The 12290-nt window shown below is 42.8% G+C and carries 12 protein-coding genes; 4 read left to right on the forward strand and 8 right to left on the reverse strand.

Features of this window, described 5'->3' with window-relative positions; genetic code table 11:
• Nucleotides 1-582: 582 nt before the first annotated feature.
• From PN470_RS21595 to PN470_RS21605, 3 genes are all read right to left on the reverse strand, one after another.
• A complete protein-coding gene (locus PN470_RS21595; RefSeq protein WP_002776645.1) occupies nt 583-1338 on the reverse strand; it encodes an ABC transporter ATP-binding protein in 756 nt (251 codons plus the stop codon).
• Nucleotides 1339-2142, reverse strand: coding sequence for an ABC transporter permease (locus PN470_RS21600; protein WP_002751332.1), 804 nt, complete (start codon nt 2140-2142; stop codon nt 1339-1341). It lies immediately after the preceding gene.
• Between the two features lie 370 nt (nt 2143-2512).
• On the reverse strand, nt 2513-3388 hold the full coding sequence (locus tag PN470_RS21605) for an ABC transporter ATP-binding protein (RefSeq protein ID WP_271938319.1): 876 nt from the start codon (nt 3386-3388) through the stop codon (nt 2513-2515).
• A gap of 164 nt (nt 3389-3552) precedes the next feature.
• Between PN470_RS21605 and PN470_RS21610 the strand changes: the two genes are divergently transcribed.
• The 4 genes from PN470_RS21610 (at nt 3553) to PN470_RS21625 (ending at nt 6592) form a co-directional block, all read left to right on the forward strand.
• Nucleotides 3553-4053, forward strand: a complete 501-nt coding sequence (locus PN470_RS21610; protein WP_002776653.1) for a L,D-transpeptidase — start codon at nt 3553-3555, stop codon at nt 4051-4053.
• Between the two features lie 125 nt (nt 4054-4178).
• A complete protein-coding gene (locus PN470_RS21615; protein WP_002739519.1) occupies nt 4179-4433 on the forward strand; it encodes a SemiSWEET transporter in 255 nt (84 codons plus the stop codon).
• A gap of 153 nt (nt 4434-4586) precedes the next feature.
• The gene (locus PN470_RS21620) at nt 4587-5840 is read left to right on the forward strand and encodes an FIST signal transduction protein (protein ID WP_271938322.1); all 1254 of its coding nucleotides are present in this window, start codon (nt 4587-4589) and stop codon (nt 5838-5840) included.
• Nucleotides 5841-5878: 38 nt separating this feature from the next.
• Nucleotides 5879-6592 (forward strand): Uma2 family endonuclease, encoded by a 714-nt coding sequence (locus PN470_RS21625; protein ID WP_271938324.1) that lies wholly within the window; start codon nt 5879-5881, stop codon nt 6590-6592.
• Here the strand turns inward: PN470_RS21625 and PN470_RS21630 are convergent.
• The 5 genes from PN470_RS21630 to ovoA form a co-directional block, all read right to left on the reverse strand.
• Nucleotides 6589-7368, reverse strand: a complete 780-nt coding sequence (locus tag PN470_RS21630; protein WP_002739518.1) for a DUF1350 family protein — start codon at nt 7366-7368, stop codon at nt 6589-6591. The genes PN470_RS21625 and PN470_RS21630 overlap by 4 nt on opposite strands.
• Before the next feature lie 165 nt (nt 7369-7533).
• Nucleotides 7534-8082, reverse strand: a complete 549-nt coding sequence (locus PN470_RS21635) for a response regulator (protein WP_103111439.1) — start codon at nt 8080-8082, stop codon at nt 7534-7536.
• A 250-nt stretch (nt 8083-8332) separates the two neighbouring features.
• Nucleotides 8333-10111 (reverse strand): S8 family peptidase, encoded by a 1779-nt coding sequence (locus tag PN470_RS21640; protein WP_272105068.1) that lies wholly within the window; start codon nt 10109-10111, stop codon nt 8333-8335.
• 135 nt (nt 10112-10246) lie between these two features.
• Nucleotides 10247-10681 carry a VOC family protein gene (locus PN470_RS21645; RefSeq protein WP_002740177.1) on the reverse strand — a complete coding sequence of 145 codons (435 nt, stop codon included), beginning with the start codon at nt 10679-10681 and terminating at the stop codon, nt 10247-10249.
• A 231-nt stretch (nt 10682-10912) separates the two neighbouring features.
• Entirely contained in the window at nt 10913-12268 is a 1356-nt protein-coding gene (gene ovoA / locus PN470_RS21650; protein WP_271938331.1) for a 5-histidylcysteine sulfoxide synthase, read from the reverse strand.
• Nucleotides 12269-12290 lie beyond the last annotated feature (22 nt).

Consider the following 12290-nt stretch of genomic DNA (forward strand, 5'->3'; position numbering starts at 1 on the left):
CCTTGTCATGCTAGTGAACCAATCTCCCTATATATTACCTCCCTAGCTTCGATCGGCGAAAAATATTAACTTAGCTTATACATCCTATAAGTTTTATTTTGTCAATCCTTCTTTACAATTCGTAAAAATATTGTTACATTTATTTACATGAACTAAAAGTTAAAGCAAAACAGCCAAGACAGCAAGCTGGTTTAGATTGTCTCGAAGAGTATAGGACAGAAGATGATTCCTTGAGTCCGAGACAACGGCAAAAAACTTGGCCTACTAGCTTAAAAAGTTTTCGGGGTTTGGGTTTACCCCATTGACAGATTTGCTTGAGTTCTCCTACATAACTTAGCGCTACCTCGGCTGGACACCGAGGTTTTTTATTTTGTGACAGCGTTTTCGACTGAGTAAAACGTAGGCTCTCTTATTCTTTGTGTGATAAGTTTAGATTATCTAGAAGCGATCAATCTTTGTGTTCTTTGGGTCTTTGTGGTTCGTTCCAGTTGATTGCCAGCAGGAATGTATCCTATAATACATTTTACCCACCAAACCCAAGAGAGCCAAACGTAGATAAATTAATTGAGATTACCTACTTAATTAAAAATTAACTTCATTTTGATGCACGGAATCCAAATAAAACTTGATTACATCTTCTGGTGTACCCTGACATTGCAACTGTCCTTTATTCAGCCAAATTGCTTGGTCACAGGACTCTTGAATTAAAGTCAAATCGTGGGAAACTACTAAAATAGTAGCGTTAGAATTCCAGAATTTTTTTAAACGTCGTTTACACTTATTTTTAAAACTTTCATCCCCGACGGAAAGGACTTCATCAAGAATAAGAATATCGGGGTGAACCTCTGTTGCGATCGCAAATCCTAAACGAGCCACCATCCCAGAAGAAAGAGACTTTACCGGCGCTCCCATATATTCTTCTAACTCAGCAAAGTCAAGGATATCTTTGGTTTTTTCCTTCATTTCCTGACGCGAAAATCCCAGCATTACCCCATAGAGAATAATATTATCTTTTACTGGTAAATCTGGATCAAAACCCGCTCCTAATTCAATTAAAGAAGCAATTTGTCCCCTGACTCTCACCTGTCCCTTTGTCGGTTCTAGAATACCACAAATGACTTTTAAAAGAGTAGATTTTCCTGCGCCATTAGCTCCAATGATACCTAATTTTGCTCCAGAATTAATTACTAAATCTATATCATCTAGAACTAATTTTTTGGCAGGTTGACGATATTTACCTTCAAGAAGAGAGAAGATTGTCCTTTTTAGATCGTAGGAAAATTCTTCTTGAGTGCGTCTTTCGAGAGACACTTGATCGAGTCGAATTACTTCTGTCATTTATAATAAATCCATAAATAAATGTCGCCATAGTCGGAAGCAAGTCCAACCAATTCCTAGGATAATGATCCCACCGAGTAGAGATTGAAAAATCAAACCAAAATCCGGTAATCCAGGGGAAAGGGACAATTGGCGAATACTTTCAATTACCGGTAATAATGGGTTTAATAGCAGGAATGGTTGTACGGAGGGAGGAATAATTTCCGGGGGATAGAAAATCGGGCTGCTAATCCAAGCGACAAAACAAACAATTTCGTAAAAATAGGGTAAGTCTCTGAAGAAAACGTAGAGGGTACTAACAAAGAAACCCACTCCCGTGCAAACCAGAGAAAGACCGATCACGGGAAAAATCAGAGCAATTACATTAATTAAACTTTGAGACTTCCAGAGAGTTACTATAGCCAAAAGGGGAAAGATACTAATAGCAAATTGAAAAATATTTGCCACTACCATGGAAACGGGAAAAATGCTAACTGGCAGACGAATTTTATTTAAAATACTGCCATTACCAACAATACTAGGTAAAGCTTGGTTAGTGGAAGCATTAAAGAAATTTATTACGACTAAACCAGTGAAAGCCGCTAGGACATAGTTAACTAGAGAATTATCAAAATAAGAGGCGAAAACCGTGCCGAAAATTGCCGTGTATAGTGCCGTCATAATCGCGGGATTTAACAAAGACCAGTAAACCCCCAGAAAAGAACCTCGATAGCGTCCCTTGAGATTACGTTCCACTAAAACACTAAGCAATTCGTAATATCGCCGCGCTGTTGACCATCTAGTTTTTGCTTGGAGATCGGTCATAGGGATAATTGTCATTTCTTCAGTGTTCAGTGCTTTATTCTAAACGATTACCGTCAATCTTGTCTATCGATCGAGGGAGGACTCTAGTTTTTATCCAGTCCCCGACGACTCTCCCTCTTCGGAAAAAGTTCCCTTCCAGATTCATTTATCTAGCTCAAAAAGCTTAAAAATTGCTAAAAGCCTCTTTTTTTAGGGTTGAATTCGGTTTTTAGGGACAGCCTCAGCTAATTGACCTAGACTCTAGCAGGTTGGCCCATAAAATTGACACCAGATCAAAGCCAAGAAATGCCGATTTAAACAGAGCTAATCTCAGAAAAACTGGAGTCAAAAACCGATAACTTAACAATTTCCTAAGGGACAAACTAAGAATTTAATCTAATTGATGTCCCGTCAGTTCCACAAAGATATCTTCGAGGTTGGAAGGGCGACACATTACTCCAGTTTTATCGCTCAAAGTGTCGAGATAGGCATTAGCATCAGCCACGGTGGGGAAGAATTTATAATCGATTTTATCGCCAACTTGTTTGATAACTAAACCCTCGCCATACTTACTACGAAAATCCGTTAGAGTTCCTAATTCGATTAATTTGCCCGCATCCATAATGCCAATTCTGCCCGGTTTTCCTGCGGTGTTATCCTGACAGAGAAATTCCACTTCTTCCATGTAGTGAGTGGTTAACAAAATTGTCATTCCTTGCTGGTTTAAATCGCGAATTACTTCCCACAAACGACGACGATTTTGGGGGTCTAAACCGACAGTTGGTTCATCGAGAAAGAGGATTTTTGGTTCGTGAAGAAGAGCGCGAGCAATCTGTAAACGTCGTTTCATCCCACCGGAAAGAGTTTTGGCAAGGGCAGATTTTCGATCGCTTAAACTGACATAATCTAAATAGCGATCAATTAATTCCTGTCTCTGGGGATTGGGGATATGGTGCATCCGGCCGTGAAATTCCATATTTTCCCAGACGGTTAATTCCCCATCAACGCTAATCTGTTGTAAGACTACCCCAATATTTTTCTTCACCTGATCGCGGTATTTTTTCACATCATACCCCGCCACTTCGATTTCTCCTTGACTTGCTTCGGTTAGAGTGATAATCATGCGGATTGTCGTCGATTTTCCCGCACCGTTGGGACCGAGTAAACCAAAGATTTCCCCTTTTTCGATAGCAAAGGAAAGCTCGTTAACTACCGGGAGATTATTATAGATTTTAGAAACGCGATCGAGAGCAATAGCGGCGGTCATAGTTACAAAAGTTAATATTCTAGCTATGGATTAGTGTAACCGAATTAGCCCAACTCGACTGGGATTTTATCCTTCCTCCTCGGAGTCGTCCTATCGACTTTGGTTTTATCTCATCACAATCAGATTAGAATGCAGATAAAAAATCTTGACTTTGCTGCTATCAGATGCGAGTTTTTCTGCCAATTCTCTGTTTATGTCTAGGAATAGGGGAATTTTTCCTCAATCCCCCCATTAGTCCCGTCAATTCCCTTCCCACAACCACGGTAACTCGAACGGAAACTCGTTTGCTGCTAAATTTAAAAAAAAGACGGGTTTTTGTTTACCAAGGACAGAAAATGATCGCTTCTTACCCAGTGGCGATCGGTCGTCCGGGTTGGGAAACCCCGACGGGACAATTTAGGGTGATTCAGATGGTGCGGGAACCAGTCTGGGAACATCCTTTCACCGGTCAACTGGTGCCATCGGGAAAAAACAACCCCTTAGGGGCCCGTTGGATTGGATTTTGGACCGATGGCGCGAATTTTATCGGTTTTCACGGTACACCCCAAGAAAATCTCATCGGCCGGGCCGTCTCCCACGGTTGCGTCAGGATGCGCGATCGAGATATAAAAGCTTTATTTGAAAAGGTAAAAATCGGCACTTCGGTGATAGTAGTCGCTCAATAGAAACAATGGGAAAAAATGTCACATTTACCAACACTTTACCCGATGATGTCGAGAGTTCCGTCTTAACCAGCAATTTAGATAGTCAACAGTTTAAAATGAGAGAAACTGAGCCAAGAGGATAATCGGTGAATATTATTGAACTAATCGGGATCGTGGCGGGAATATTAACCACTGTCTCCTTTTTACCCCAAGTGATTAAAACTTGGCGTTATCGTTCGGCTAAGGACTTGTCCTTAACTATGTTTATTTGCTTTTGTCTGGGGGTTTTTCTTTGGCTCATCTACGGTCTTTATATGAACAGTAAACCGATTATTATTGCTAATTTTGTTACTTTTATCTTAGCGGGGACAATTCTCTATTTTAAGATTAAATATGATTAAAATAACTGACAATCCCTTGCGGCCTTATTGGCTCACGTCATGACAATTCTACAATTTATTGCGCCATCTAGGGGCGCGGATAGGATTTTTAGGTTAATTTATTGTTAAGATGATCATCTTTGACCATTGAGACCAAATTTGGGGTCAAGAAACATGAGCGATCGCATCGAGTGGATTAATGCCCTATCAACCCGTCCCTCCCTAGAAGCGGCGGTGACGGAAGTAGTGGAAAAAGTGCAAGATAAGTTAGTTGGATCGGCAGATCTAGCCATAATTTTTATTTCTTCTGCCTATGCCAGCGACTATCCCCGTTTAGTTCCCTTAATCTTGGATAAACTCCCTGTTCCTGTCCTGATCGGCTGCGGTGGGGCGGGGATTGTCGGTATGGGTGAGAGGGAAAAAGCGCGAGAAATCGAAGCGAGTCCGGCTTTAAGTCTCACCGTCGCCCATTTGCCTAATGTGGAAGTGCAGCCCTTCTATATCGAAGCGGCGGAAATGCCCGATCTCGACAGTTCCCCCTCTAGTTGGACAGAATTATTAGGGGTAGAAGCGGCCAAAAATCCCCAATTTATCCTTTTAGCCGATCCTTTTTCCAGTCGCATCAATGATCTGTTAGAGGGTTTGGATTTTGCCTACCCCGGTTCGGCCAAAATCGGCGGTTTAGTCAGTGGTGGCATGATCGAACGTTCTGGGGGTCTATTCTACCACGATCAACAAAAACCGCGTAATAGCTATCTCTATCGTCAGGGAACCGTAGGAATCGCCCTTTCTGGCAATATTATCGTCGAAACTATCGTCGCCCAGGGTTGTCGTCCCATCGGACCGATTTATCAGGTAAGTGAGGGAGAACGCAATATTATCATCTCCATGACCGGTAAAGGGGCCGATGGGACTCCGCAACCACCTTTAAATCTACTGCGGGATTTAATCCCCTCCTTAAGGGAAAAAGACCGGGAATTAGTGCAAAACTCCCTTTTTATCGGTATTGCTAGGGATGAGTTTAAAATGCAGTTGCGGGCCGGGGATTTCTTAATTCGCAGTGTTTTGGGAGTAGATCCTCGTCAAGGTGCGATCGCAATTGGCGATCGAGTTCGTCCGGGGCAGCGGGTACAATTTCACCTGCGCGATGCCGACACTTCCGCCCTAGATTTAGAATTACTTTTGCAAGCTTTTCCCCAAGAAAGACCTAATAGTTCAGAGGTACTAGGGGCTTTAATCTTTTCCTGTCTCGGTCGCGGGGAAAATCTCTACGAAAAACCGGACTTTGATTCGGGTCTTTTTCAGCGTTATTTCGCCAATGTTCCCCTCGCCGGTTTCTTTGGCAATGGAGAAATCGGGCCGGTGGCCGGTCGCACTTTTTTACACGGTTATACCTCGGCCTTTGCCCTCTTTCGTCAGGGAATTTAATGTTATACTAAATAGTTAGTACGCTAGGGAGTAGAACGATGGTAAAAGCCCAATCTTTCTCTGAGTCGGAGATTATCTATGCCGATAGTGATGGTAAACCGATGGCCGATAATACCAAACAGTTTCGCTGGATTGTGACGATTAAGGAAAATCTCGAATGTTTATTCGCAGACAATGACAATGTGTTTATCGCCGGCGATCTGTTGTGGTATCCGGTCGAGGGGGATAATAAAATCTGTCAAGCGCCGGATGCTATGGTGGTGTTTGGCAGACCCAAGGGCGATCGAGGTTCCTATAAGCAATGGTTAGAAAACCAGATTGCGCCGCAGGTGGTCTTTGAAATTCTCTCTCCGGGCAACACTAAAGCGGAAATACGCCGAAAATGGCAATTTTATCAGCGTTTTGGCGTAGAAGAATATTATCTCTACGATCCCGATGCTAATTATCTACAGGGTTGGTGGCGCAGGGGTGATCAATTGGAGATGATTGCCGCGATCGATAATTGGCAGAGTCCGCTTCTACAGATTCGTTTTCAACTGGAGAGTCCCCAGTTAGCTATTTTTTATCCCGATGGCTCGCGGTTTTTGACCACCCTAGAAATCAAGCAAAAAGCGGAATTAGCCGAACAAAGGGCCAGGACTGCCGAACAGCAAGCCCAACAGGAACGACAACGGGCCCAGGAAGCTGAGGCAAAATTAGCCCGCCTAGAGGCGCAATTACGGGCAATGGGGATTAATCTGGAGGAAAGCTAACGAGGGGCGGGAAGGACGGGATTTAACCAGTGGAGAATCTCATCTTTGAGACGGGAATTATCCCGGGCAAGTCCCTGTTTTAACCATTGGCCGATCGCATCGAGGGGAGTAAATACTTCTCCGGTTTGCCAACTGACATCTTGACCCAAGGGAGTGAGATGATTACCCGGGAGAGTTCGCAGGGCAATTAAATCATTAAAGCGTTTTTTTAGCAGGGGATTTAATACCAGAGATTGATCGATCGTGTCGTCTTGAAAACGGATTAAAAGATTGCGACGAATGGCATAATCTTGGAAAATTAACTCGTTTGTTTCTTCGGGGGAAGGGGTAAATTCGAGGTTAAAAGTGGTGTCAATTTGCAAAGGTTCGATGAAGGGAATAGCCCGACGAATCGGATAATTATTAAAGGAAATGAGGATATTTCCCTCCCGTTCCACTTCGTAGAGACTACCGATTAATAAGTGTAGTTTACACCCCATACTGTGACCCAATCCGTAGATGGGGAGATAACCTTGGCGCAGACTATGATTCCAGCGCAGACGTTCAATAATATTATCAAAACGGTTTAAAACTGTGCGGGCGATCGATTTGTGATCGAGGGTATTAACAAAGGGAGTAGCGACAATAGCGTATCCTGAATTCCCAAGACTTTCTAATAACCAACGATAGGTAATATTCGGTGCCGCCGCCACAAATGCCCCACCTAAAAAGTGAATGATACCCCGGGGACGACGGGGGAGAAAAACCCAATTACCTGCTATTTCTTGCCAATTCATAATTAGTTATCAGTGAATTAATAACTTCTTAGTCACTCACTAAATAAATACCACTTCCTATTATACTAAATCCTGTTGAAAAGGGATAGGAGATTAGCCAGAGATTAGCGACACCGGATAAGGATAACTGCTTACCCAAATCATCAAAGATCGGGATGAATAGTTCTAGGCTAGTTTTTTCTTAATAAAAGCCACTAATTGAGACATTTGTTTTTTGATAGTTTCCATTTCTGTTTGCATTTGAGCAATTTGGCCATGGAGATTCTGAATATCAGTGCTATAATCCCCGGAGAGTTCCTCTAGTTTCGGGTTAGAAACTGTTGGTTTGGCAGAATACTGTTTTGCCTTGGCCATCGCTTCTTTAATCGCTTGTAGCAATTGTTTTTGGTCGAAAGGCTTTTCAATAAAGGCAAAATATTGGAAAGGTTCGGGTATTTTCTCTACTACCTCCTCTTTCCTTCCTGACATTAACACTAGGGGAATACTTTTGAGATTATCTTCGCTTTGGATTTGCTGAAACACCTCCCAACCGCTGATTTTTGGGAGAAGGAAGTCCAAAATAATCAAATTTGGGTTTTCGGTACGAATGAGATTATAGCCCTCTAATCCGTCTTTAGCTTCGAGGAATTCAAAGTTACCCTCTGGTAACATATCGCGAACGCGCATCCTAATCACTTTACTGTCATCGATAACGAGAATTTTATGATTTGACACGATAGACACCTGAGAAAAGAGACAATGGATAAACTCGATGATTCGAGGGGATATTGGCGAAAACTTTCGGCATAGGCATTGAGAATTCCCAAAAAACCCTTAGAAACTAAGATACACCATAAAGAAAAAACCTCGGTTAATGTCCGAGGCTGCTGTTGTAGGAGAACTCAATGCAAAACAAAAGGAAGATACCAAAACCAAAGAGGTTTTGAGCGGTAAATCACCTTTGTTGTCCCATTGTAACCCCTGTTTAAGCGTATCGGGAGGAAGTAGCACTTTTCAGGGCTAAATAACCTAAACCGAGACATAAAAGCGCATTTATGCCCAAAAATGCCTGAGCGATCCTACCAGAACCTAACCAGACCAGAGTAGGATCGATAACGGCACTGATACCTAAACTCACCGCCATGGCTAAAGATACCCCCACCGCTAACCATTTTGCCTGGGGATGACCCAAAAGTAGAGCAATCAGGACAAAGGGCAGGATAACACTGGCAAAAAGCGGATTAAGGGCAGAACTTCCCTGAATAACGCCTCCTAGGTCGGAAAGAGAACTCCCCATCACTCGGAAAGGCCATTGGGGTAAATCGAAGATATAAAGACCTCTGAGGAAAAATAAGCCAGAACTGCCAAAAATTAGACCAGCATTCAAAAATCCGTTCCAGGGGAAGGGAAAATAATTTCTCAGCCACCAAGCGAGGAGATAAGAACCCAAAACCATAGCCATTTTGGGCAAAACCGCCACCGCACCGCCATCAATCCAGAAACGGGGATTGAGATAACCGTTATCGCGCAACCAACGCCAAAAATCTTGGAAAGTAATCTGTCCTTTCAGGGCCAATTGTACGGCACTGCCCGCGTCTAATTGTCCGGCCCCAAAATGATTAAAGGGATCATCATTGATCTTACGGGCCGACTGTTGCAAAACCTCTAAAACTGCATTGGGTTCTTTAATTCCCGCAGCCTTGATTAAAGCTACCACCCCGGCAACGTGAGGGGCTGCCATGCTGGTTCCCTGAAAACCGAGGAACGCCGGTTCCCCCCCCTTAGCGGGATCGATGGTTTCTTGGATAATTTTACCCGTATCGGAGCCGCCGGGGGCAGCAATATCGATTCCAGCCCCGAAATTAGAATAGGGGGCCTTATTTCCGGAGGCATCTACCGCAGAAACGCCGATAACGTGGGGAAAACGGGCAGGATAGGCGGCGGAATTATCATCGGCATTACCGGCAGCGGCGACGATTACCACACCTTTACTATAGGCATATTCGATCGCCTCTTTCATTACTTGGGTTTCGCCTCCACCCCCTAAACTCATATTGATGACATCGGCTTTATTATCGACGGCAAAACGGATCGCTTCGGCAATATCGCCCACGGTTCCCCCACCCGTCCCCGAAAGCACCTTGAGGGGCATAATTTTGGCTTTGTAGGCGATGCCGGCTACCCCGTAGTTATTATTGGTCGATTGGGCAATTGTTCCCGCTACATGGGTTCCGTGACCGTTATCGTCCTCGGCATTGCTGCGATCATTGACGAAGTCGTAGCCTTCCACAAACTCGGTTTCTCGCAGATCGGGAACTTTTGATACACCTGTATCAATAACGGCGACGGTGATCCCCTGTCCCTGATTTTCTTCCCAAGCGCGTTCGATGTTAATTCCCCGCAGGTTCCACTGTTTGCTATAGTCGGGGTCATTGGGGGCGATAAAAGCATGATATATATAATCTGGTTCGATCGATTCGGTGTATTTTTTTAGCTCGGAATTGCGGAGAGTTTTCAGGAGTTTGCTATCTCCATCGATAATGTAAAGATGTTCATCGATGGAAAAAATACTATTTAAACTGGTGGTTTTTCCCGCTTTTTTATTGACAGTATTTAACTGCTCATCGAGGACGCTGACCGGTATATCGTCCTTAAAGTCGATTAAAATTGATTGATATTCGCCCCGATTTGCTAATCCAGTAAAGTGAAAGAGCGCAAATCCTAGACCGATAATAAATAGGGTTAACAATAAGAGTTTTTTCATAGATTTCCTAAGAATTGATCATTGCCAGCCAAGGTTTTTTTAGTTTCGATGAAAGAATCCGAGGGAAGTTCCCCTATTTTTGTCGCAGTTAAAGATAGGACTAACCAGTTACAAAAAAGTCACCTGTTGTTTATTTTAAGCTCGATCGCCGATCGCTGTTAATTGCCGACTGGCAAAAATAGCTTCGTAGTGGCGATAATGTTTAAATTCGAGGAGATTATAGAAAGGATCCTCTAGAAAAAAGGTTTTATGTTCGGTTATCTCCCCATTAAAGCGAGTTTTTGGTTCTAGATAAAATTTTAGTTGATTGACTCGTGCTTTTTCGAGAAGATTGTCCCAATCCCTGGCATCCGGCAGAATTAGACCAAAATGGCGAGGATAAATGCTATTTTGGGGAGTAAGAGGCATTTCGGTGACGTGAGCGACTACCTGATGACCATAGAAATTTAAGATTATCGCTTTCTCGGTTTCCCTTCCTGCTAAACAACCTAAACCATCACAGTAAAAGCTTTTAGCTGTGGACACATCGGTAATCGGAATAGCGAGATGAAAAATTGCAGGTTGATTCATGGCGATCGAGTTTATCCGCATTCTACTAGGTTCTATTGTAGCGATCGAGGGGCGACCCTTCCGGGAATTTTTTTTTAATTGGCAATTACCTAGAATTGGCCCGATAAATCTCAAGATATCAAAAAGTGCTGGCCTTTGCAGTAATCGGGGGAGAAAATTAGGCACTTTTTCCCTGAAAATTAGGTAATTGACCCCCTGAAAATGGGTAAAACCCCACACCCCACACCCCACCTAAAGACTTTGTGCGATTCTAAAACCAGCGTGTTGATAAAAATTCCGGCGAAACCAATTGCGATAGTAGGGTAGGATTTCTGTGCCGTTAGTCACCCAAGCTCCTCCTAACATCATTTTATGTTGACTATTAAAGAAAGGAGTGGAATTGTCAGCATAGAGGTAATGGGGTTGAAAGTCAGTTAAGGGATTAAAATCATCTTCTAGCCATTCCCAGACGTTACCGCGTAAGTCATAAATTTCTGAGTTATTGCCCGTATTTTTTAACATTCCTACGGCAGTGGGAGAACAGAATTTTAAATTGAGGTTATAGTCATCAAAGTTATCGTTTTCTAGGGTATAACATCGATTTTTTTGACTGCCATAGGTGGCTAAATTCCACTCAGCTTCCGTCATTAAACGTATTCCTTGACCTTGAAAACGACAGTAGGCGATCGCTTCATAATAGTTCACTTCTACTGGCCAATCCAGAGGTAAATCGAGAGCATCAAACATGGCTCGATATTGATAATTTCCTCCCTCATCTACCAGCCAAAATTTAGGATACTTGACTTGATAATGATTTTTCCATTGCCAAGCTTCCTCATCCCAATAACTGGGATTTTCGTAGCCACCATTATGGACAAATTCTTTAAATTCTCCGTTGGTAATCATATATTTACTCACCAGAAAATTGTTAACTTGAATTTGACGATAACCATACTCGTTGTCCCAACCATAAACAGGAGAATCCTGGGGTTTACCAATTTCTACTATTCCCCCAGAAACCTCCACCATTTGATTAGGACTAGCTTGACCAAAAGAAGGGGCATAATGCCAACCGGAAGGACGTTGCAGACAATCTAAGGGCAGTTGTCTGAGTAACATTGAAGATGTTTCAAAGTGAACACGCTGATGCTCAATTCCCATCATTAATGACCAGAGAGAATGCTGCGGATGAATAGGAAGATTGAGGGGGATATTTTTAATTATTTCGACCACAATTTCATAGACTTGTTGCCGATATTCCCAAACTTTATCCACCCTAGGCCACTGAATCTGAGCGATAGCAGAGTTTAATTCTGCGGGAGTTGCCGGATCTACTCCCACTCCAAACAATGATTCGTAGTCAGAATTAGGGCTTTTTTTTAATAGGTTAACCATCTGCAATTTATTCAGATAAAAAGCGGCAGCATGACCTAAATAAAAGATGAGGGGATTTCTTAAATCGTCAGGGTTACAATAAAAAGCTTCTTCTTTGATGATGCTTTTTAACAGCATATCTTCTAATTGCCAAGCATTTTCAAAATAGTCCAGTATATTTTCTCGACTACAGTTACTTAGAGAGATAGGAGCCTGTGCTTGAATCTTTTCCATGTTTTTGTGCCTCTATTACTGA

Origin of the sequence: Microcystis sp. CS-574 (assembly GCF_028329095.1) — a bacterium.
GTDB classification, from domain to species: Bacteria; Cyanobacteriota; Cyanobacteriia; order Cyanobacteriales; family Microcystaceae; genus Microcystis; species Microcystis ichthyoblabe_A.

Bases quoted from the DNA above. Each gene is read 5' to 3' on its own strand.
- PN470_RS21595 (WP_002776645.1), bottom strand. From the start codon at position 1,338: ATGACAGAAGTAATTCGACTCGATCAAGTGTCTCTCGAAAGACGCACT.
- PN470_RS21600 (WP_002751332.1), bottom strand. From the start codon at position 2,142: ATGACCGATCTCCAAGCAAAAACTAGATGGTCAACAGCGCGGCGATAT.
- PN470_RS21605 (WP_271938319.1), bottom strand. From the start codon at position 3,388: ATGACCGCCGCTATTGCTCTCGATCGCGTTTCTAAAATCTATAATAAT.
- PN470_RS21610 (WP_002776653.1), top strand. From the start codon at position 3,553: ATGCGAGTTTTTCTGCCAATTCTCTGTTTATGTCTAGGAATAGGGGAA.
- PN470_RS21620 (WP_271938322.1), top strand. From the start codon at position 4,587: ATGAGCGATCGCATCGAGTGGATTAATGCCCTATCAACCCGTCCCTCC.
- PN470_RS21625 (WP_271938324.1), top strand. From the start codon at position 5,879: ATGGTAAAAGCCCAATCTTTCTCTGAGTCGGAGATTATCTATGCCGAT.
- PN470_RS21630 (WP_002739518.1), bottom strand. From the start codon at position 7,368: ATGAATTGGCAAGAAATAGCAGGTAATTGGGTTTTTCTCCCCCGTCGT.
- PN470_RS21640 (WP_272105068.1), bottom strand. From the start codon at position 10,111: ATGAAAAAACTCTTATTGTTAACCCTATTTATTATCGGTCTAGGATTT.
- PN470_RS21645 (WP_002740177.1), bottom strand. From the start codon at position 10,681: ATGAATCAACCTGCAATTTTTCATCTCGCTATTCCGATTACCGATGTG.
- ovoA (WP_271938331.1), bottom strand. From the start codon at position 12,268: ATGGAAAAGATTCAAGCACAGGCTCCTATCTCTCTAAGTAACTGTAGT.